Raw genomic sequence first — 21,043 nt, 5'->3', positions numbered from 1 at the left:
TGTCAAAGGGGGCAAAGCCCAGCATGACAGTTAGTACGGGACGTACTCCACAACATCCAGCCCATACCCGGCCAAACCCACCTGCCGGCGCGGCGTGCCCAGCACCCTCAGCTTGCCCAGGCCCAGGTCGGCCAGAATCTGGGCGCCGGCGCCGTTGCGCCGCCATTCGGCCACTGCGCCGCCACGCACCGCTTCGGCTTCGTGTTGCCCGGCCTCCGCTCGGATCCGCTCCAGCATCGATTCGGGCGTGCTGGATTCGCCCAACAGGACCAGTGCGCCGCGGTCTTCCTGGGCGATGGCGGCCAGCACTTCGCCGACGGCGGGGCCGAAATCCGCGCGGCGCCAGTGCAATGCATCGGCCAGCGGATTCTGCATATGCACACGGACCAGGGTGGGAATGGCGGCGTCGGCCTGACCGCGCAGCAGCGCGAAGTGCAGGCCATGGCTCAGGCGGTCGCGGTAGGTGTGCAGCTTGAAGGGCCCATGCTCGGTCTCGATGTCGCGCACGTCCACCCGTTCGACGGTGTGCTCGGTGCTCAGGCGGTAGCGGATGAGCTCTTCGATGGAGCCAATCTTCAAGCCGTGTTCGCGCGCGAACTCCTCCAGTTGCGGACGCCGCGCCATGCTGCCGTCCGCATTGAGGATTTCCACCAGCACGCCGGCCGGTTCCAGCCCCGCCAGCAGGGCAAGATCGCTGGCCGCTTCGGTGTGGCCGGAACGGTTGAGCACGCCGCCCGGCTGCGCAGTCAGCGGGAAGATATGGCCGGGCTGCGACAGGTCCTGCGGCTTCACGTCCGGGCGTACCGCGGTGCGGATGGTGTGCGCGCGATCGTAGGCGGAGATGCCGGTGGTGACGCCCTCGGCCGCTTCGATGCTGACGGTGAAGTTGGTGTGGTGCTGCGACGTGTTGTCCTGGACCATCGGCGGCAGGCCCAGCTGGCGGCAGCGCTCGCGGGTCAGCGACAGGCAGACCAGCCCGCGCGCGTGGGTGACCATGAAATTGATATCCGATGGCTTGACCATTTCCGCGGCCATGATCAGATCGCCTTCGTTCTCGCGGTCCTCGTCGTCCACGATGACGACCATGCGCCCATTGCGGATTTCTTCCAGCAACTCGGGAATAGGAGCGAAACTCATGCGCCCGCTCCTGCGTAACCGGTGCCGAGCAAACGCTCGACGTATCGCGCGACCAGATCGATCTCCAGGTTGACCGCATCGCCGACAGAAGTCTGTGCGAAGGCGGTATTGGAAACCGTGTGCGGAATCAGCGCCACTTCGAAACCGGCCGCATCCACCTCGTTGACGGTCAGGCTGACGCCATCCACGCAAATCGAGCCCTTCTTGGCGACATAGCGCAGCAAGGCCGGCGGTGCGGCGAAACGCCAACGCTGCGCGCGCGCGTCCTGGCGGATGTCGAGGACCTTGCCGATGCCGTCGACATGGCCGCTGACCAGATGGCCGCCGAGACGGTCGGTGGGACGCATGGCGCGTTCCAGGTTCAGCAGGGCGCCGGCAGCCAGGCTTCCGAGCGTGGTCAGCGCCAGCGTTTCGTTGGAAGCATCGGCTTCGAAAGAATTCGCGTCGAACGCCACCACGGTCAGGCACACCCCGTTGACGGAGACGCTTTCGCCCAATCGCGCGTCGGTGAAGGGAAGGCCGCCGACTTCGATGGTCAGGCGAGCGTCGCCGCCCCGGTTTTCGGACCGGGCCAGGCGGCCTACGCCTTCGATGATTCCGGTGAACATCAGCGACCGCTCCTGGTCTGGAGAGGGGCGCGCGAATATCTGATTGCGATGGGCATGACACGTTTCCCGCGAAGTGAATGCGAAAAACGCCCACAGGGCACGAAGCAACGCGACCGCAAGGCCGCGCGCGACCGTCTTCTTTCATCCGGACTATGACCGTCGGCTCCGGCATCGGACCGGATCTGCTGACCCTCCGGCGCTCGCTGTGGAAGCGGTTTGCCGGCGGCGCTCGCGGGCTCGTCTGCGGCACTCACGCGCCTGGGACCTACCGCCGGTGGGGAATCTCACCCCGCCCTGAAGACGTTACGTTGTGTTTGCCAGCGAACCGGCGCGGGAATTCTACCATTCGGGCCACGCACGGGCGGCCGGACGATGCGTTCCACCCGCCACCCGTTGTAGGAGCTGCGTAAGCTGCGACCGTGAACCATGCCGCATGGCTCGACTGTCCCGTGGGCTTGTTGCGCCAAGGTCGCAGCTTACGCAGCTCCTACAAGGGCTTTTGGCGTAAATGCAGGATCAATGGCCAGCGCATGGTGCGTTCGCGCAGCGGATCGCCCCAGGCCGAAGCCAGAGCATCCGCGTGGTCTTCGACCGGATCGCGCCCGGTGGCGGTGCGGCAGCGCGCGGTGGCGGACAGACTGCCCAGATAACCGAGCAGCTGCGGCAGGCTCCATTCGGCGGTCAACCATAGCGCCGGTGCGGGCAATGCCGGAAACGGCCAGGCGTAGTCCGCATAGCCGGCGTCCACTTGTGTGCGTTCGGACGGCCAGTAGGATTCGATCTGCGTACGGAATGCCCCGGCCGCAGGCGCAAGATCGTCGGAAAACACCATGTCCTGGTAGGTCCAGGCCGCCAGCACGCCGCCGGGCCGCAACACGCGCCCGCATTCGGCAAAGAACCGCGCGCGGTCGAACCAGTGCAGAGCCTGGGCGACGGCCACCAGTCCGACGCTGCGGTCCGCCAGCGAAGTCGCTTCGCCCGGCTCCACCGCCACGCGCACCTTGGCGGCGTCCGCTTCCTTCGCCCAATGCTGCTCGATTTGTGCGGCGCTGGGGTCGGTGGCGAACACGTGGGCGAAGCGCGTAGCCAGTCCGCGGGTGGCCTGGCCGCTGCCGCAACCGGGTTCCCACACCTCGGCGCTGCCAGGCACGACTGCGGTGATGGCATCGAACAAGGCATCGGGGTAAGTGGGGCGCCAGTGAGCGTAGGCGCCCGCAACTTGGGAGAAATGGTCTTTAAAGGTTGTCATCGAGACCTCTGAAATACGTTGCAACGGAAATCCTTACCGTCGTCATCCCAGCTTTCGCTGGGATGACGTCATGGATGTGATGACGTCATGGGAATGTCGGGGACTACGGGCTCTCGGCCCTGACAGGCACAAGCAACAAGCGCTGGTCCTCGCCGATGGCGCGCGCATCCACCACCTTGAGCTGTGCGCGCTGCGCCATCGCATCGATGCCCAACCCCGCGAACAACGGCCGCGCGCGTTCGCCCAGCAAGACCGGGGCGACGTACAGCAGCACTTCGTCGGCCAATCCCGCGGCAACGAAAGCACCCGCCAGCGTCGCTCCCGCTTCCACCTGGACTTCATTGACCCCACGCTCCGCCAGCAACTTCAGCACGGCCTCCAGATCGAAGCGGCCGTGCAGCACCGGCGCGACAGCCCGTTCGACATGAAGATCGCGCGGAGGTTTGGCGTCGGCCGCGTGCAGATACAGGGTAGGCGCCGAATCGTCGCGCACCTTGCCGCGCGCGATGGTGGCCAGCCCCGGATCCAGCACCACCCGCAGCGGCGCCACGAAGGGCGTGTCGTCGCCCAGGCGCACGGTCAGCGAAGGGTCGTCGATCAGCACGGTGTTGGCGCCGGTGATCAGTGCGCCCGCGCGTGCCCGCCACTTCTGTACGTCCAGGCGCGAGGCCTCGCCGGTGATCCATTTGGACTCGCCGCTGGCCATCGCCGTTCGCCCATCCAGGCTGGTGCCCAGCTTGATCCGCACCCACGGACGGCCGCGCTCGACTCGCGACAGGAAGCCGCGATTGAGCTGCCGCGCCTGTGCTTCCATCAACCCCGATTCGACGGCGATGCCGGCGGCGCGCAACTTGTCGAAACCGGCGCCATCCACCTGAGGAAACGGATCGCGCATGGCCGCGATCACGCGCGCGACCCCGGCCGCGATCAATGCGTCCGCGCAGGGACCGGTACGGCCGCTATGGGCGCAGGGTTCCAGGGTGACGTAAGCAGTCGCGCCCTTGGCGCGTACGCCTGCAACCTGCAATGCGATCACTTCGGCATGCGCCTGGCCGGCGCGCTCATGAAAGCCTTCGCCGACGATTTGATCGCCGTGAGCGATCACGCAGCCGACCATCGGGTTGGGCTTGGTGGTGTAGGCGCCGCGTTCGGCCAGGCGCAGGGCGCGTGCCATGAAAAGATGGTCGGTAGCGGTGAATGCCGTACTCATGCAGCTTCGCCTTTGAAGCCCCTCTCCCATCGGGAGAGGGGTTGGGGTGAGGGTACGGAGCATCGAGATCTGCGCGCTCGCGCCGCACCCTCATCCGTCGCTACGCGCCACCTTCTCCCGAGGGGAGAAGGGAAAACTAGCGCTTCTTGTTCTTATCGATCGGCACCACATCCGCACCCAGCAGCGGCAACTGCCCGCTGGCGGTAGGCAGATCGCGCTCCAGCTTCTCGATCTCCTCACGGAAATCGGCGACGTCCTCAAAGCTGCGGTACACCGAAGCGAAACGCACGTAGCCAACATGATCGAGCTTGCGCATTTCCGCCATCACGAAATCGCCGATCTTGCGCGAGGGCAATTCGCGTTCGCCACTCATGCGCACCTGATGGACCACCGCTCGCACCGAGGCCTCTACCTGCTCTTCCGAGACCGGGCGCTTGTGCAGCGCGCGGTCCATGCTCAGCCGCAGCTTGCGCGTATCGAAGGATTCTCGTCGCCCATCGCCCTTGATGATCACCGGCAGCTTCAGCTCCACCGTTTCCAGCGTGCTGAAACGTTCGCCGCAGGCTTCGCACTCGCGGCGGCGGCGGATCGTCGCGCCGTCTTCGGAAACGCGCGAGTCGATGACGCGGGTATCTGTGTGCTGGCAGAAAGGACAATGCATTCGGGAAAGGGATTATCCGTAGACCGGGAATTGCGCGCATTGCTTCTCGACGTTCGCACGCACACCGGCGATGACCTTCTCATCGCCCGGCGCGTCCAGCACATCGCAGATCCAGTTCGCCAGCGCCACGCAATCCGGCTCCAGGTAACCGCGCGTGGTGACCGCCGGGGTGCCCAGGCGCAGGCCGGAGGTGACGAACGGCTTCTGCGGATCGTTGGGCACTGCGTTCTTGTTGACCGTGATGTGGGCCTTGCCCAGTGCTTCCTCGGCGGCCTTGCCGGTGACGCCCTTGCCGATCATATCGACGAGCATCAGGTGGTTCTCGGTGCCGCCGGAGACGATCTTGTAGCCACGGGAAATAATCGTCTTGGCCATGGCCTGCGCGTTCTTCACCACCTGAGCCTGATAAGCCTTGAATTCCGGCTCCAGCGCTTCCTTGAAGGCGACCGCCTTGGCCGCGATCACGTGCATCAGCGGACCGCCCTGGATGCCCGGGAAAACGATGCTCTGCAGCTTCTTCTCGATTTCCTCGCCAGCGCCCTTGGCCACGATGATGCCGCCGCGCGGTCCGCGCAGGGTCTTGTGCGTGGTGGAAGTGACCACGTGCGCGTGCGGTAGCGGGTTGGGGTACACGCCGGCTGCGACCAGGCCGGCGACGTGCGCCATGTCCACGAAAAGATACGCACCGACTTTGTCGGCGATGGCGCGGAACCGCGCCCAGTCGACGACCTGCGAATAGGCACTGAAGCCGGCGACGACCATCTTCGGCTTGTGTTCCAGCGCCAGGCGCTCGACTTCGTCGTAATCGATCAGACCCTGGTCGTTGACGCCGTACTGCATGGCGTCGAACAACTTGCCTGAGATATTGACCTTGGCGCCGTGGGTCAGATGGCCGCCGTGGGCCAGGGACATGCCCAGGATCTTGTCGCCCGGATTCAGCAGCGCCAGGTAGACCGCCTGGTTGGCCTGCGAACCCGAATGCGGCTGCACATTGGCGTAGTCGGCTCCGAACAGCTCCTTCACCCGGTCGATGGCCAGCTGCTCGGCGATATCCACGTATTCGCAGCCGCCGTAGTAGCGCTTGCCGGGGTAGCCTTCGGCGTATTTGTTGGTCAGCTGGCTGCCCTGCGCTTCCATCACCCGCGGGCTGCAGTAGTTCTCCGACGCGATCAGCTCGACGTGGTCTTCCTGCCGGCGGTTCTCGGATGCGATGGCCGCGGCCAGTTCAGGATCGTAACCTTCGATTCGGGCGTTGCGCGGGAACATCGGAGCTCCGGAGGGGAATGGGTCGCCGATTGTAGCCCCCCGCCCCTGCCGCAACCAAAAAACGCGCCTTTCGGCGCGTTTTCCGGGTTCCAGGACCTGCCGGTCCGTGGGATCAGTGGTGCAGGATCAGGTCGGCGATGATGCCGGTGGCTGCGGCGACCAGTAGGAAATCGCCCACGTCGCTGCGGCGCCAGTAGTAACCGCGTGGCGGCGCCCGCAGGCCATAGCCGCGGTAATCGCGGACCACGTAGGTGGGGCCGTAGCCGTCGCCGTAGTAGCGGGCGCCACGGGCCCAGCGCGGAGGACCGTAGCCGGGGTGATAAGCGGGTCGGTAGACCGGGCGATAGACCACGCGCGGTGCGGGGCGGTAATAACGGTCGTCGCGGTAATAGCGACCGTCACGGTGGTAACCGTAATCGCGGTCGTGACCGCGTCGGCGGTCGTCGTAACGGCCGTAGCCGCGACGGTCATGGTCACGGTCGCGATCCTGGTAGCCATAACGGTCGCGATCGTAGTCGCGGTCATGGCCATGATCCCGCGCCATAGCCGGGGCGGCGGCCAAAGCCGTCATGACCAACAAAAGCGACAGGCCTGACTTGATAGCGTGGCGCATAGTGCATACCTCTGGGGTGGGAACTTGAGGCCAAATATCGGACCGCAGCGCTGAACGGCATCTTGCCGTCGCGGGCCCTGTAGAAATCCGTTAAGACAGCAGCCAGCCGGCCGCAGCCGGTATAATTCCGCCATTCCCAGCTTTTACCTCCGTGCAGCCCTTGCGCGGGCACGGCAGCGCCATTTCCGGAGACACCATGTCGCAATACATCTACACCATGAACGGCGTCAGCAAGACCGTTCCGCCCAAGCGCCAGATCATCAAGGACATCTCCTTGTCGTTCTTCCCCGGGGCCAAGATCGGTCTGCTGGGACTGAACGGTGCCGGCAAGTCCACGGTGCTGAAGATCATGGCCGGCGTGGACACCGATTTCAGCGGCGAAGCGCGTCCGGCAGCCGGCATCAAGGTCGGCTATCTGGCCCAGGAGCCCCAGCTCAATCCGGAGCACACCGTGCGCCAGGCGGTGGAGGAAGGCGTGGGCGAAGTGCTGCAAGCCCAGGCCGCGCTCGACCGCGTGTATGAAGCCTATGCCGAGGAAGGCGCCGATTTCGACAAACTCGCCGCCGAGCAGCAGCGCCTGGAAGCGATTCTGGCCAGCGGCGATGCGCACACCCTGGAGCACCAGTTGGACGTGGCCGCCGACGCCCTGCGCCTGCCGGCCTGGGATGCGGTGATCGGCAAGCTGTCCGGCGGCGAGAAGCGCCGCGTGGCCCTGTGCCAGCTGCTGCTGCAGAAGCCTGACATGCTGCTGCTGGACGAACCCACCAACCACTTGGACGCCGAGTCGGTGGAGTGGCTGGAACAGTTCCTGGCCCGCTACACCGGCACCGTGGTGGCCGTCACCCACGACCGCTACTTCCTGGACAACGCCGCCGAGTGGATCCTGGAACTGGACCGCGGCCGCGGCATTCCGTGGAAGGGCAACTACACCGAGTGGCTGATCCAGAAGGACAACCGCCTGAAGCAGGAAGACAACCAGGAAAAGGCGCGCCAGAAGGCGATCGCCAAGGAACTGGAATGGTCGCGACAGAACGCCAAGGGCGGCCGCTCCAAGGGCAAGGCGCGTCTTGCCCGCATGGAAGAACTGCAGGCCATCGACTACCAGAAGCGCCAGGAAACCAACGAGATCTTCATTCCACCGGGCGAGCGTCTGGGCCAGAAGGTCATGGAGTTCAAGAACGTCTCCAAGCGCTTCGGCGACCGCCTGCTGATCGACGACCTGAGCTTCACCGTGCCGCAGGGCGCCATCGTCGGCATCATCGGCCCCAACGGCGCCGGCAAGTCGACCATGTTCAAGATGATCACCGGGCAGGAGAAGCCGGATTCGGGCGAGATCGAGATGGGCCCGACCGTCAACATCGCCTACGTCGACCAGAGCCGCGAAAAACTGGAAGGCAACCACAACGTGTTCCAGGAGATCAGCGGTGGCGCCGACATCCTCAATATCAACGGCATCGAGATCCAGTCGCGCGCCTACATCGGCCGCTTTAATTTCAAGGGCCAGGACCAGCAGAAGATGGTCGGCTCGCTATCGGGCGGCGAACGCGGCCGCCTGCATCTGGCCAAGACCCTGCTGCAGGGCGGCAACGTGCTGTTGCTGGACGAACCTTCCAACGACCTGGATATCGAAACCCTGCGCGCGCTGGAAGACGCGTTGCTGGAATTCCCGGGCAATGCGTTCGTCATTTCCCACGATCGCTGGTTCCTGGACCGCATCGCCACGCACATCCTGGCCTTCGAAGGCGACTCGCACGTGGAGTATTTCCAAGGCAACTACCGCGAGTACGAGGAAGACAAGAAGCGCCGCATGGGTGCGGAAGGCGCGCAGCCGAAGCGGTTGAGGTTCAAGGCTTTGAAGTGACAGATTGGCCCGCGCATAGCGCGGCTTTGCCAATCTGTCATCCCCGCGAAAGCGGGGATCCAAGGACGTCGTCGCCGATCCGACTATCGGAAACTAACCCGAACATAATGAGATCGTCATCCCAGCGAAAGCTGGGATCCATTTTGATCTTGGCGCTAGGTTTGGACGGGTTGTTAATCCCTGTGCGTCGGGGGCGTAGCCCCGACCTACGGCTTAGATGGCGGAAGGCACTGGCTTTCGATTGCCCCACCGAAGTCAAGATGGATCCCAGCTTTCGCTGGGATGACGATTCATTTTTTCTTGTCCATTAGAATTCCGACCCAGCTTCATCGAAGATCCAACGGACCCTCAAACCACATCAATGAACGAGTGGGCGTTCCGTCCTGGCAAGATGCTTCATGCCTGCTGCAATCTGGCGTACACGACGAAAGCCACGACCATGGTCAGGACGAAGCTGGCCAGCATGACGACCCCGAAACCCAGCAGGGCGCGCAGCGCGGATTTCCAGCGCGGATAGGGATGGAAAAACTGCGCCAGCGAAAAAACGCTGTAGGCGAGCGCCAACCAAACCACCCATAGCAGCGCTTGCGGAAACCATCGCTGCAGTGGCACCGCAAGCGTCCACAGGACGAAGGTCTGCACGGTCAAAAAGGCGGTGATGACCAGCCATTCCGGATAATTCGGATTGCCTTGGCGATGGAACGACAGCTTGAGTGCCAGGGCCTCCAGCGGCAACAACAGCAGGGTGAAGGCAGCGAAGTGATGGTTCATCCAGTCCGTCGCTGCCGCGATCGCCTTCGCCATCAGCGCCGGATCGACCTGCGCGCCTGCGTTGACCTTGGCCGTACCGGTGCCGCCTGCGGACATCATCGAACCAACGACATCGCCTTGCAGAAAGAACTTACTGGCCAAGACCACCACCGCCGCCATGATCATCAGCAGCATCAACGGTTTGACCTGCCCACCGCGCCGGCCTTCGATGTAGTCCCGTATCAGGTGGCCCGGCCGCAGTATCAGTCCCTTGAGCGAGTAAAGAATGCCGCGATCCATGTGCAGCACGCTGTGCTCGAGCTCATGGCCGAGGAAATGCCAATCGATGCGATGGGCCGGAGTGGGCTGGCCGCAGGCCGGACAGAACTTCTGCGCCGGCCCCTGCACGGCCTGGTCGCAGTTGGCGCAGAGGCCCGATTCAAGAATGGTCAACGCGTTTCCCCGTTCATGCGCGAACCGAATGTTCGCATGAACCTGACCAGGAATCGCAACCAGATCATCGCGAACACCCCGGTGCGTGCGGGAAGACCGCGACGCGCCGATTCGAACTTGCGGAAGTACCGCCACAATCCCCGGTGCTTGTGCCATTCGACGAATACCGGACGGGCGCGACTGGAGACGCCGCGGACATGGAGCACGCGGATATCGTTGGCCACCCCCACGAACGCGCCGGCTTCGCGGGCGCGGCGACACAGGTCCAGGTCCTCGGCATGCAGGCGGTAGTCTTCGTCGAAACCGTCCAGGCGATCGAACAAGGCGCGCGGCATCAGCATCAGCGCGCCGGAGATGGCTTGAACCGGCTGCAAGGCCTGGTCCTCGCGGATCGGCACGGCCAGCTTGGATGCGCGGCCCGGGGCGCGCAGCATCGCGCCAAAATCCGGATCGCGTCGTCGCGCGGCTTCATCGCGCACCCCTGCCTCGTCCACCAGATCCACGCCCAGCAGGGCGTCGCTGCCGACGGAAAGCGCATGCGCGCGCAGGCGCGCCAGCGTGTCGGCTTCCACCATCAGGTCGGGATTGACGAATGCGAGCCACGGCGCGGTCGATTCCCTGGCGCCCTGGTTGCAGCCGACGGCGAAGCCGGGATTGTCGGGATTGCCGATGAAGCGGACCCGCGGATCCTGCGCCGCGTGGCGCTGGATGATGTCGAGCGTGCCGTCCAGCGAAGCGTTGTCGATCACGCGGATTTCGACGACCTCGCGGGCGGCGCGTAGCCGCTGAAGGCAGCGTTCCAGCGTGCTCGCGCTTTCATGGCTCACCACGATCGCTGCGATTGCCGCCTCTGGCGCGTCAGTCATGTCCGCGCTCCCGCGAAGGGCGTGATTCGACAGGCTCACCACGAACGGGATCCAAGTCATCGGCGAACAGTTCGCGTTGCGGCGCGGGCGATCCGGTTTCGGCATACAGGGTGGCCAGGCGTTCGCGCGCCTCGCGCAGCGGGTCCTGCATCAGGAAGTTCGCCAGCCGCGCATGCCAGGCCGGCCAGCGCGCGTTGAGCGCGTCCATGTCGCCATCGGCCGGCATGCCTTCGCCGCCGCGTGCGACGAAGGCGGTTTCGCACAGGGCGTTGCGCCAACCCAGCCCGGACATGCGCAGACACAGGTCGATGAGCGCTGCGTACCACGAGGCATAGCTGCTGGCGTCCAGACCGCCGGCGCGCTGTCGGGCAGTGCCGCGAAGCGCGACCGCATGATTGACGGCTGAAGGCAATTCCGGATGCGCCGGCGGCATCGCCGCGCAGGCCAGCGCGGTTCGTTCGAAGTCGGACGGCGGCGGCGTGATCTCGCCCAGGCGCGGCCAAGCCGCGGCTTCACCGGCATTGCACCAAGGCGTGGCGCTGGCGATCGACGCATCGCGCGCGAAGCAGGCCGACAACTGCATCAACCAGCCCGGCAGCGGTTGCGCATCGGGAGCCAGCACCACCACATCCACGCCCGCGCACGCAGCGAGCATTTCGTCCAGGTGCGCGACCTCGCCGATCATGCTCTGGCGGCGCGTGTAGTCGGCCTGTAGTGGGGTGCGCTTCAACCAGCGTTCGATAATGGCGCTGGCGCGCGGGCCAGCCTGCGCGTCGTCGGCCAGCCAGATGCGGCTGCCGGCGGGAGTGCCGGCATCCAATGCGCCAAGGCAGGCGTCGAGCGCATCGTCGTCTACGCCGACCGGCAACAGGATGACGGGCAGCGCGGCGGCGGGCGATGGGCTCACTTTTTCTTGGGCTGGTGCAGAGGTTCCAAGGCGCGGAACTTCTGTCCGTACTCGTCGGTGAGGTCACGCGCTTCCTGCGGATTGCGGATGATCGTCGGCGTGATTAGCACGATGGTTTCGGTGCGCTCGGTGTTCTGGCTCTTGGTGCCGAACAGCGAGCCCAGAACGGGAATTTTGCTCAGGAAAGGAACTCCTGAAGAACCATTGTCCACGCTGTCCTTGATCAGGCCGGCCAGCATCACTGTGTCGCCGCTCTGGATCGCCGCCTCGGTCTTCAACCTGCGAGTGTCTATGCGTACGTTGCCCTGCGCATCAGCAGCGACTGTTCCGGGGGAACTGACTTCCTGCACGATGTCCAGGAAGACCATTCCATCCTTGGTGATGCGCGGCCGCACCTTGAGAATGACGCCCGTATCCAGATACTGCACTTGGCTGTACGTGCCGTCGGTCCCTGTACCCGGATTGAAACTGACCGACTGAATGGGAATGCGGCTACCGACGTTGAAGGTCGCTTCACTGTTGTTGCGCACGAACACCGAAGGCGTCTGCAGCAGGTGCAGATTGGTTACTTTGTCCAGCGCCTTGACCACGGCGGCGGCGTTCCTGCCCAGGAAAGTCCAGCCCAACCCGGCACTGCCAGTGATGCTGCCGGAGATGTCGCCCCAGATATTGCGTCCGAGCGCACTCGGCAAACCGGCACCACCGTCGTCCGTGTCTGCATTGACCGCATTCTCGAAATACCAGTTGACCCCGTATTCCAGGTCGCCGGTGAGTTGCACTTCGGCGATCTGCGCCTCGATATGTACTTGCATGGGCATGACATCGAGCTTCTCGATGACGTCCTTGATCGACTTCCAGGCGGTGGCGCTGGAGCGCACCAGCAAAGTGTTGGTTTCCTCGACCGCGGACACGCCCACGCGGTCTCCTTCCACCTCAAGCGTGACGCTGCCGTTGCCGCCGGAACGCTGGTTGAGCGACAACGAACCGCCGCCAGTACCGCCACCGGTGGACGACGACGCGTCGCCACTGGAATTGCTGCCACCGAAATCGACGCTGCCGCCATCGGCGCCGTCCTTGATCGAGACCGGATCGGTTCCAGGCATCAGCGATGCCGGATAGTTGCCGCCGGTGTCCTGGCCATTGCCGCCGCTGCGGCCGGCGCCGAACACTTCGGCCAGGCGATCGGCCAGGTCCTTGGCCTTGATGTACTTCAGCTCATACGAGAACAGACGCGAACCTTCACCCGCACCATCGATGCGTTCCAGCCAATCCTGGATCTGATCCAGATAGGCGGCCTGCGGAGTGATGACCAGCACCGCGTTGGCGCCTTCCAGCGGCATGAAGCGGAACATGCCCGCGCTGGGAGTCTTGCTGCTTTCGCCGAACACCTTCTCAAGATCGGCCACTACTTTGCTGGCGCGCCCGGATTCCAGCGGGAACACGCCCACCGACATGCCCGACAGCCAGTCGACGTCGAAGATCTCGACCGTGCGCAGGTAATTTTCCAGTTCGCTGCGCGTGCCAGACAAGGTGATGACGTTGCGGGTGGAATCGATGCCGACGATGGCGTTGGGCCGCGCGTACGGCTCCAGCACCTTCTTCATTTCGCTGGCGGAGATGAAGCGCAGCGGCACCACCCGCACTTCGAAACCGCGCGCGTTGGAGGCAGGGCCGGTGCGCGGCGCCAGCGTGCCGGACAACGCCTGGTCGGCCGGCATGATGTTGTAGCGGCCGTCGCTGTAGACCATGCGCGCGTTGTTCTGCGCCAGCACCTGCTCCAGCAATGTCATCGCCTGCGCGGGCGACACTGGCTTGGGCGTGCCCAGCGTGACGGTGCCCTGCACGCCGGGCGCGATCACGTAGTTCTGGCCCAGCATGTCGCCCAGGATGGCCTTGACCACCGCATGCACGGATTCGCCTTCGAAATTGAAGCTGGCCCCGCCGCCGCTCATCCCCGCCAGCGAAGGCGGCGGTGCCGAAGCGGCGCTGCGGTTGATCATCTGGCCGTTGCCGCGGCGGATCACCGCCTGGGGGCCGGTCTCGGGTTCTTCCACCGAATTCAACGGCGAAGTCTGCGCGGCGCCCGCGCTGCCATTACGGATATCCGCATCGCGGCGCACCTCGGGCGTGGGCACGCTGGCGCATGCCGCCAACAGGCCGGTCAGAACGGATACCAGGATCAAACGTGACTTCATGCCGGCACTCTACTTGGTCTTGTTCGGGGGAGGCGGGGCTTGGCCCTGCTGGCGGAGCTGCGCGCGCCGCGCTTCGATGCGCTGGCGAATCGCTTCCATCTGCTGTTCGGTGGTCATCGCTGATTCGGCCTGGGGCTGGCTGCCCGGCGCGGGCGCCGGACCGGCAGCGTTGGCCGGCGACACCGGCATGGGCCGGGAGGGCGTGGTCATAACCGGCGAGGCAGGCGGCGGCGCTGTCCCCGGCGCCGGAGGCTGCACGGGCGGGGCCGATCCCGGCGAAACGGGCGAGGCGCTGGGGGGCTGACCGCTAAGCCCGTCGAACACCCGCAGTTCCAAGGTGCGCGGTCCCTCCGGCCCTTCGATCACCACGCTACGCGGATGGATTTCGGCCACGCGCCAGCCCTGCGCGCTCTCGGGCGCGTCTCCGATCTTCAACCGCACCCCTTCCCCGCCCTGAGTCGGTTGCAGGATGGCCATCTGCAGCTGCGGCGTGATCAGCACGCTGGTCAGGACGAAATCGAAAGTCTGCGGCTGCTCGCCGCCTTCCTGTCCCTGGATGAAGAAAGGTTGCGGCTTGCGGCTCTGGGACAGCAAAGGGCGCGTGGCGATTTCGGAATACTGGGCCAGCGGCCCAAGGCGTTCCGGCGTCTGCTGCGGAAGCTTCGGCAACGCATTCACCAGGCTGGGGTCGTCGGCCAGCGGACGAATCTGCCCACCCATACCGAACAAGGCCAATACCCACGCCAGCAATGCCCAACCCGCCAGCGCGGCCAGCAGCCAGGTGCGCGGGCCGAAAGAGTCAATTCGCATCGACTGCTCCTGGCTTTGCGGGCGCGGGCGCGATAGCCGGCGGGGCGGGGATACGCGCTGCGGTCGGCGGACGCAGGTAACCGTAGAGATCGAAACTGACATCCAGCCCCGCGCTGGACTGCCCCGGCATGAACGAGTAGCCCATGGTCAGGACATTCAGGTTTTCCACGAACAGACGCGGCGTGCCGCTTTCCAGCGCGTACAGGACCGAAGCCAGCTCCGGCGTGCCGCAGCTCAAACGCACTTGCACCACTACCGGCGCGAAGCGGTCGCTGCCGGGCTGGGCCAGCGGCGAGCGATTGGTGATGGCGCAGCTGCGGTTGCCTGGGCTGGCTTCCAGCACCACGGTTTCCAGGCGTTTCACCAGTCCGGCGGTGGCCAGCTCAGGTGTGGCTTCCAACAGGAAGCCCGGCCGCTGCGACTGCTGGGCCACGGCCGCGGCCAGCCCTTTCTTTATCTCCGGGGCCTGCTGCAGTTGGGTGCGCACACGCAACTCGCGCTCGCGCGCGCTGTCGATGCGGTCCTGGACTTCCCGCATCGGCGCGGTCCACAGCGGGTGGACGACCAGCAGATAAGCGAGCGCAAGCGCCGCGACCAGCAAGCCCAGCGCCAGCCAGCGGTCGCGATCGGGGCGGTTGCGATCAAGGCTGGCGGGCGCCATTGGCGGCTCCCTTGCTGGTAGCCGGCGCCGCGGCGGTCGCGAGCTCGGCCGTCATGCTGAAACGGTCGAGCCGGGTCCGCGGATCAGGCTGCAAGGCGCCGCTCAGGGCCGGTGCGCGCCACAGCGGGGAGCCTTCCATGCGCCCTACCAATGCCGAAGCCTCCGGACTCAGGCCGATCAGCAGCAGGCGATCGCCTTCTATCCCGACCTTCTCCAGATAGGTGTTGTCCGGCAACCGGCGGCTGAGTTCGTCCAGGATCTCGACAGTGGTGGGGCGCGCCGAACGGGCGCGGTCCAGAAAAGCGGCGCCTTCCACGATATCGACCAGCTGCTGGCGCTGGGCAGCCACGCTGCGGGCCTGAAGCGCGCGCGCTTCGACCTGCCGGGTGAAGGCCTCCGCCGATTCCCGCCGGTTATCCAGAACCTGCCAGAACGCGGCAGCCGCGCCGAGCAGCGCGACCGCTCCCAGCACCCAGTTCCAGGTCCGCATCGCGTCGCGGCGGTTACGGCGTATTTCCGCCGGAAGCAGGTTGACGCCCAGCGGGTGGCCACTTGCGTCGCTGGCGTCCACGCCCGCCAGCGATCCGGCCAAACCGCCCAGCCCGGCCAGCGCCGCGTCGAAACGCGCGCGTGGAACGGCCACCAGTTCGGTATCCAGCTGGCCATCGGCGCGGCGGCCCAGCACGCGCGCATCGAAACGCACGCTATCGACAGTGAAGGGGGTCTGCCGGTCGACCTCGAAGCCGACCACGTCGCGCAAGCGCTCGGCCGCAGCGGCCGGCAGCAACAGGCGGCGCTGCAGGGCGGCGGCGGCCGGCAGCAGCAGCCAGCGCGGCAATTTGTCGGTGCGGTTGGCGAGCACGGCGTCCAGTTGGGCCGCCTCGAGCGGCAACGGCAGCCAGGCGATCTCATGCAGACCCTCGGCATCCTGCATCTGCAGCCGCAACTGGTCGCCGACCTGGGAAAACAGCAAGCGGTTACTGGCCAGCCCGAACAGCACGCGCCAGCGCAAAGGCAGCCATGACAGCAACGACTGCTTCCACCAGCGCAAAAAGCCGCCCGCTCCGGCGCCGTAGCGACGGACGCCCTGCATCAGCGACGGATTTTCCTGCGTGGTATTCATTGGGGTGCCGTTCCTTCCTGCCAGCGCAACGCGGTATACGCCGAACCCGGGACCGAGCCGCTACCCGCACGCACCACTGTCCGCAATACCGCAACCCGGCCATCGTCCAGCCGTGCGCGGCTGTCGATACTATACGTGCCGCTGCCTCCGCCCACGAGCTGCGCTGCGCCAGCGCCGGGCACGGGGCTTCTTCGCTGCGCCAGATAAGTCGTCGCATCCAGCCCCATCGCCGTCAGCACCGCTGCCTGCGCGTAAGTAGGGTCGGGTTCGCCACGGCCGCTGTAGAGAGTCAGGTAAGGCTCCAGCCGGGCGTACAGTTCGGGAGTCATGCCCAGCACCTGCTCCACCTCGGCCACGGTTTCGAACGGCGCATCCTTCGCCCCGTAAGGCCGTCCTGCCGCCGCATAGTCGGGGTCTTCCGCACCGCCGCCGACCTGGGTAAGCGGATCGGCATCGCGCCAATCGACGATGGCCGAGGCGATGCGTCCGGCCTGTTCCTGATCAACGTCCTGCGTCTGCATCAGCGCGGTGAGCAAAGGCTGCCCGGCCTGATTGAGATCCACTTTGCCGGTTTCGTCGACGATCTGAAGCTCCACTTCGCCGCCCGCGTAGCTCCATCGATAACTGCGCCCGTCGGGCAGCCAGCGGGTGGCGGGTTCGGTGTCGGCCAGCCGCACCAGCGAATACTCCACTCCGGCCCGTGCCAATTCCTGGGCCCTGGCGCCGCCGCTCAATATTCTTCCCTGCAGGGCTTCCACCCGCGCAGTCAGGGCGAAAGCGCCGATCAATGCCGTGAGCAATGCGATCAGCCACAGCACCAGCAGCAAGGCGGCTCCGCGTTGGCGCTTCATGGCGGCGGCTCCAGACCCTGGCCGAGTCCGTTGTCCTGGCCGTTGCCCTGCGCCAGCGATACCACCAAGCCTGGCCAGGACCGGCCATCGGCGGACTCGATATCGATCGACACCTGCAGCGGCAGGGATTCGGCCGCGGTCCAGCGTTCCTGCCACTGGCCCAGCTTGCCTTCCTGGTCCAGCCCGCGATAACGGAAGCGTATGGCGCCCAGGTTGTCGGCCAGGATTTCCGGCGGACGCGGCTGCGGCTCGCGCACCGCCTGCCCGGCCTGGACCATGGCGAAGGAAGCCAGCAGCTGGCTGCCTCCTTCGGCCACGACCAGATCGTGCAGGTAAGGTCCGCCACGGCCCAGGTAATCCGGCAGATCGGCGACGAAACGCATGCGCCGCTCTTCGCCGACGAAGCGGTATTGCCTCTGGGTGCCGGGATCGACGGCGAAGGCGATGTTCTGCGCCGAGGAGATTCGCCGGCGCAGGAAGCCCTCGACCGCGCGGATGCGTTCGTTGCGCTGGGCGATGGTCTCGCCACGCTGCACCATGGCCGTGGCCGAACGCAAGGTGGCGAAGGCCAGCGCCAAGCCTGCGGCGAGCAACACCGTGGCCAGCAGCACTTCGATGAGGGTGAAGCCGCGGGCGCTGCGGTTCATGGCGCTAGCACCGAGGCGTTATTGATGTCGGCGGGCGCCAGGCGCAGCGTCTGCCAGCGCAGCCGCTGACCCGGCGCGTCGCCCCATTCCACCTGCAACTGCACCTGCAGCAAACGCGGCGCAGAAGAGACCGTTTGCGGGGAACGCCGTTTCAGAGGGTCGACATACGGCTCCATTTCCAGCGTCCAGCGATAGCGCCCCGCTTCGAAGGTGCCCTCTTTGCGTCCCGGCTGCAGAACTTCACCGACGCCTAGCTGGGCCAGCAGGGATTGCGCATGCAAGGTCGCACGCCCGCTATCGTCGGCGGTGCGGATTTGCCGCGCCGCGCCGGACAGCGAGCCGAGCAACAAAGTCAGCGCCAGCGCCAGCAAGGCGAAGGCGATGATCACTTCGATCAGAGTGAAGCCGCGCTGGCTGCGGAAGCGCATGGATTTCATGGCGGTGACTTCATGGAGGCGATCCGCCGCCTGGCGCGCGCGCCAGCCTGACTTCGCCGGTCAGCCAGGCCACGTCGATGCGCCACGCCGCTTTCTTCGCGCTCAATTGCACGCGGCCGCCGGTGGAGGCACCGTCGGGAAAGAACAGGATGCCGCCCTCGCCCGCGCGCGCCTGCGCTTCGCGCGCGCCGGTGAATTCCACGCCCAGCGACGAGGGGATATTTCCCTGCCTCTGGTTCGGGCCCTGCCAATGATGTCTGGCCGGATCGATCACGAAACGCTGCGGCTGGCCGGTGGCGATGGCCTGCGCCCGCGCGTAGCGCAGTTGTGCGGCGATTTCCTTGGAACTCGAACGCAGACGCATGCCGTCCAAGCCCCCTGTCAGCACCATGGCCGCCAGCATGCCGGCGATGGCGATCAACGCCACCACCAGCAACATCTCCAGCAAGGAAACGCCCCGCGGCTTGCGCGGGCGGATGCGCTTGATGCGGCCCCGCGTCATACCGGCGCTGTTACTCGTGTGCCGTTATTCGAACTTGATATCGGCGTTGTAGCTGTCGCCGCCTACCTGACCGTCCTTGCCCAGGCTGATCAAGTCGAACGGTTGCGCTTCGCCGGGAGCGCGGTACTCGATAGCGTGGCCCCACGGATCTTTCAGCTCGGCCGCCTTGGCGTATGGGCCCAGCCAGCCATTGGCGTTGCCCGGCTGGGTGACCAGATCGTCCAGCCGCGAAGGCAGGCTGCCGGTATCCAACTGATAATTTTCCACCTTGCCGGCCAGGGTCTGGATCTGAGACTTGGCCAGGTTGGCTTTGCCACGATCGGCGCCGCCCAGCACGCGGCTGCCGACCAGGGTCAGCACCGCGCCGATCAGCACGATGACGATGATGATTTCCAGCAGGCTCATGCCGCTTTGCGCGGCCGGCGAGGGGGAACGGGTGATCGAGCGCGAAACTCGCAGCATTACGAAATCCTTGGAATCATGAGGCGGTTAGTGTGGGCGGGGATCTCTGAACGGGCTGTTTCCTACATCGCCAGCGGTCCTTCAACCGATCGAATTGGTCAGATCGTACAGCGGCACCAGCACGGCGATGATGACCATGCCGACCACCGCCGCCAAGACCAAGGTGATCACCGGTACCAGCGCGGCCAGCATGCGGTCCATGGCCTGGGCGGTCTCCAGCTCGAAAGTGTCTGCGGTCTTCAGCAGCATGCCGTCCAGCGCGCCGGATTCCTCGCCGACCTGGATCATCTGCAGCGCCAGCCGCGGGAAGCGCTTGCCCTTGGCCAGCGAGGCCGACAGGCCGTGGCCGTTCTTCACGTCCTCGGCGGCCTGTTCCACATCGGCGGACAAGGCGCGGTTGCCCAGCACGTTGCGGGAGATGCCCAGCGCGGCGAGCAGTGGCACCCCGTTCTTCAGCAGGGTGCCCAGGGTGCGCGCCAGACGCGCGGTTTCCATCTTCGCCAGCAGCGGACCGACCATTTTCTTCTGCAGCAGCCAGGCATCGAAACGATCGCGGAACACCGGGTCGCGGCGCTTGCGGTCCAACCACCACAACAGGGCCGCCGGCACCGCGACCAGCAGGAACCACCAGTCGCGCACGAACAAACCCAGCGCCAGCACGCCGCGCGTGAACCACGGCAGGGTCACGTCCAGGCTTTCGTACATCAATGCGAACTGCGGCACCACGTAACCCATCAGGAACAGCAGTGCGAAGCCGACCACCACCATCAGGATCGCCGGGTACACCATGGCATTGATCACGCGTCCGCGCATGGCGCTGCTGCGCTCCAGATAATCGGCCAGACGCTGCAGTGTCTCGTGCATGCTGCCGCCGGCTTCGCCCGCGCGTACCATGTTGATGTACAGGCGCGAGAAGGTACCGTGCTGCCGCTCCAGCGCCGTGGACAATGGCGCGCCGCCGCGTACCGTATCGCGGATGTCGGCGATGGTGCGCCGCGCTTTGTCGTCTTCGGGCAGTTCCAGCAGGATGGTCAGCGAACGGTCCAGCGGCTGGCCCGCGCCGAGCAGCGTCGCCAGCTGCTGGGTGAACTGCACCAGCCGGTCGCCGGCGAACGGCTTGGCCTGGAACAGCGAACGCAACGAAGTGCCGCTGCCCTCAGAGGCCAGTTTGGCCTCGACCGGCAAATGCCCCTGTTCCTGCAGACGCGCCACCACCTCGCCGTCGCTGGCGGCTTCCATCTGGCCGTCGAGGACTTCGCCGCGGGTGTTGAGGGCTTTGTAGCGGTAGAGGGGCATGAGATTGTTGGCTGATGACTAGTGATTGGTACGTGTTCGCTCGAATTTTTTCAGCCGTCATTCCCGCGAAGGCGGGAACCCAGCGACTTTAGGCTTTCAGCCGATGACCTCGGCCCAAAGATCGTTCCAGTAGGGATTTCGCTCTTCTATCAATCTGATTTTCCAATCCCTGTTCCATTTCTTTACTCGTTTCTCTCTAGTGATGGCAGCTTCCATCGTGCCGTGGAGTTCGTACCAGACCAGCTTGTCTACGCCGTACTTGCTCGTGAACCCCTCCACCACATGTTCACGGTGCTGCCACATTCTCGCAATCAGATCACTAGTCACTCCAACGTAGAGCGTTCCATTGCGTCCACTTGCGAGAATGTAAGTCGCTGGTTGCTTGTCCATAAGCACCCCCAAGAGCAAAGTCGCTGGGTTCCCGCCTTCGCGGGAATGACGATCCGAAAATATGCGGTCACCCGTGTGGCGCAGCCTG

22 protein-coding genes and 1 riboswitch are annotated in these 21,043 nt (G+C 65.4%); of the genes, 1 reads left to right on the top strand and 21 read right to left on the bottom strand.

Going from position 1 to position 21,043, the window contains the following annotated elements:
* Nucleotides 1-30 precede the first annotated feature (30 nt).
* The 7 genes from ribB to BLR66_RS12345 form a co-directional block, all read right to left on the bottom strand.
* Nucleotides 31-1,137 (bottom strand): 3,4-dihydroxy-2-butanone-4-phosphate synthase, encoded by a 1,107-nt coding sequence (ribB, locus tag BLR66_RS12375; protein ID WP_093286824.1) that lies wholly within the window; start codon nt 1,135-1,137, stop codon nt 31-33.
* Nucleotides 1,134-1,745, bottom strand: a complete 612-nt coding sequence (locus BLR66_RS12370; protein ID WP_093286819.1) for a riboflavin synthase — start codon at nt 1,743-1,745, stop codon at nt 1,134-1,136. The genes ribB and BLR66_RS12370 overlap by 4 nt, the downstream gene beginning before the upstream one ends.
* A 129-nt stretch (nt 1,746-1,874) precedes the next feature.
* Nucleotides 1,875-2,051: riboswitch (FMN riboswitch) on the bottom strand.
* A gap of 181 nt (nt 2,052-2,232) precedes the next feature.
* Nucleotides 2,233-2,994, bottom strand: coding sequence for a class I SAM-dependent methyltransferase (locus BLR66_RS12365; protein ID WP_093286815.1), 762 nt, complete (start codon nt 2,992-2,994; stop codon nt 2,233-2,235).
* A 103-nt stretch (nt 2,995-3,097) separates the two neighbouring features.
* Nucleotides 3,098-4,204 (bottom strand): bifunctional diaminohydroxyphosphoribosylaminopyrimidine deaminase/5-amino-6-(5-phosphoribosylamino)uracil reductase RibD, encoded by a 1,107-nt coding sequence (gene ribD, locus BLR66_RS12360; RefSeq protein WP_093286812.1) that lies wholly within the window; start codon nt 4,202-4,204, stop codon nt 3,098-3,100.
* Nucleotides 4,205-4,340: 136 nt separating this feature from the next.
* Nucleotides 4,341-4,865, bottom strand: coding sequence for a transcriptional regulator NrdR (gene nrdR / locus BLR66_RS12355; protein ID WP_093286807.1), 525 nt, complete (start codon nt 4,863-4,865; stop codon nt 4,341-4,343).
* Nucleotides 4,866-4,877: 12 nt separating this feature from the next.
* Nucleotides 4,878-6,131, bottom strand: coding sequence for a serine hydroxymethyltransferase (gene glyA, locus BLR66_RS12350; RefSeq protein WP_093286802.1), 1,254 nt, complete (start codon nt 6,129-6,131; stop codon nt 4,878-4,880).
* Nucleotides 6,132-6,243: 112 nt separating this feature from the next.
* Nucleotides 6,244-6,744 (bottom strand): RcnB family protein, encoded by a 501-nt coding sequence (locus tag BLR66_RS12345; RefSeq protein ID WP_093286798.1) that lies wholly within the window; start codon nt 6,742-6,744, stop codon nt 6,244-6,246.
* A 196-nt stretch (nt 6,745-6,940) separates the two neighbouring features.
* Here BLR66_RS12345 and ettA point away from each other — a divergent pair, with 196 nt between their 5' ends.
* Entirely contained in the window at nt 6,941-8,605 is a 1,665-nt protein-coding gene (gene ettA / locus BLR66_RS12340) for an energy-dependent translational throttle protein EttA (protein WP_093286793.1), read from the top strand.
* Between the two features lie 396 nt (nt 8,606-9,001).
* Here the strand turns inward: ettA and BLR66_RS12335 are convergent, their stop codons facing one another.
* The 14 genes from BLR66_RS12335 to BLR66_RS12270 all read right to left on the bottom strand — a co-directional run bounded on the left by BLR66_RS12335 (nt 9,002) and on the right by BLR66_RS12270 (nt 20,955).
* Entirely contained in the window at nt 9,002-9,808 is an 807-nt protein-coding gene (locus tag BLR66_RS12335) for a DUF3667 domain-containing protein (RefSeq protein WP_093286790.1), read from the bottom strand.
* Entirely contained in the window at nt 9,805-10,674 is an 870-nt protein-coding gene (locus tag BLR66_RS12330; protein ID WP_093286787.1) for a glycosyltransferase family 2 protein, read from the bottom strand. The genes BLR66_RS12335 and BLR66_RS12330 overlap by 4 nt, the downstream gene beginning before the upstream one ends.
* On the bottom strand, nt 10,667-11,581 hold the full coding sequence (locus tag BLR66_RS12325) for a glycosyltransferase family 2 protein (protein WP_255402519.1): 915 nt from the start codon (nt 11,579-11,581) through the stop codon (nt 10,667-10,669). The genes BLR66_RS12330 and BLR66_RS12325 overlap by 8 nt, the downstream gene beginning before the upstream one ends.
* Nucleotides 11,578-13,776, bottom strand: coding sequence for a type II secretion system secretin GspD (gspD, locus tag BLR66_RS12320; protein WP_093286783.1), 2,199 nt, complete (start codon nt 13,774-13,776; stop codon nt 11,578-11,580). Before gspD ends, BLR66_RS12325 begins: the two co-directional genes overlap by 4 nt.
* A 9-nt stretch (nt 13,777-13,785) precedes the next feature.
* Nucleotides 13,786-14,586 carry a hypothetical protein gene (locus BLR66_RS12315; protein ID WP_093286778.1) on the bottom strand — a complete coding sequence of 267 codons (801 nt, stop codon included), beginning with the start codon at nt 14,584-14,586 and terminating at the stop codon, nt 13,786-13,788.
* The gene (gspM, locus tag BLR66_RS12310; RefSeq protein ID WP_093286774.1) at nt 14,576-15,247 is read right to left on the bottom strand and encodes a type II secretion system protein GspM; all 672 of its coding nucleotides are present in this window, start codon (nt 15,245-15,247) and stop codon (nt 14,576-14,578) included. The genes BLR66_RS12315 and gspM overlap by 11 nt, the downstream gene beginning before the upstream one ends.
* Nucleotides 15,228-16,370, bottom strand: coding sequence for a PilN domain-containing protein (locus BLR66_RS12305; RefSeq protein ID WP_093286771.1), 1,143 nt, complete (start codon nt 16,368-16,370; stop codon nt 15,228-15,230). The genes gspM and BLR66_RS12305 overlap by 20 nt, the downstream gene beginning before the upstream one ends.
* Nucleotides 16,367-17,221, bottom strand: a complete 855-nt coding sequence (locus BLR66_RS12300) for a type II secretion system minor pseudopilin (protein WP_093286768.1) — start codon at nt 17,219-17,221, stop codon at nt 16,367-16,369. Before BLR66_RS12300 ends, BLR66_RS12305 begins: the two co-directional genes overlap by 4 nt.
* Nucleotides 17,218-17,868 carry a prepilin-type N-terminal cleavage/methylation domain-containing protein gene (locus BLR66_RS12295; protein ID WP_093286764.1) on the bottom strand — a complete coding sequence of 217 codons (651 nt, stop codon included), beginning with the start codon at nt 17,866-17,868 and terminating at the stop codon, nt 17,218-17,220. Before BLR66_RS12295 ends, BLR66_RS12300 begins: the two co-directional genes overlap by 4 nt.
* Nucleotides 17,865-18,296 carry a type II secretion system protein XpsI gene (locus tag BLR66_RS12290; RefSeq protein ID WP_093287860.1) on the bottom strand — a complete coding sequence of 144 codons (432 nt, stop codon included), beginning with the start codon at nt 18,294-18,296 and terminating at the stop codon, nt 17,865-17,867. The genes BLR66_RS12295 and BLR66_RS12290 overlap by 4 nt, the downstream gene beginning before the upstream one ends.
* A 19-nt stretch (nt 18,297-18,315) precedes the next feature.
* Nucleotides 18,316-18,807: a type II secretion system protein XpsH gene (locus tag BLR66_RS12285; protein WP_093286759.1), complete on the bottom strand. Its 492-nt coding sequence runs from the start codon at nt 18,805-18,807 to the stop codon at nt 18,316-18,318.
* Nucleotides 18,808-18,831: 24 nt separating this feature from the next.
* Nucleotides 18,832-19,269 carry a type II secretion system major pseudopilin GspG gene (gene gspG, locus BLR66_RS12280; protein WP_255402516.1) on the bottom strand — a complete coding sequence of 146 codons (438 nt, stop codon included), beginning with the start codon at nt 19,267-19,269 and terminating at the stop codon, nt 18,832-18,834.
* A gap of 81 nt (nt 19,270-19,350) precedes the next feature.
* Complete coding sequence (locus BLR66_RS12275) at nt 19,351-20,565, bottom strand: type II secretion system protein XpsF (protein WP_093286754.1); 1,215 nt, start codon at nt 20,563-20,565, stop codon at nt 19,351-19,353.
* A 96-nt stretch (nt 20,566-20,661) separates the two neighbouring features.
* The gene (locus BLR66_RS12270; protein ID WP_093287850.1) at nt 20,662-20,955 is read right to left on the bottom strand and encodes a GIY-YIG nuclease family protein; all 294 of its coding nucleotides are present in this window, start codon (nt 20,953-20,955) and stop codon (nt 20,662-20,664) included.
* Between the last annotated feature and the right edge of the window lie 88 nt (nt 20,956-21,043).

This window comes from Pseudoxanthomonas sp. CF125, from assembly GCF_900104085.1.
In the GTDB taxonomy this organism is placed as follows: Bacteria; Pseudomonadota; Gammaproteobacteria; order Xanthomonadales; family Xanthomonadaceae; genus Pseudoxanthomonas_A.
Note: the sequence above shows the minus strand (reverse complement) of the source record. Positions and strands in the feature narration are given on the sequence as shown.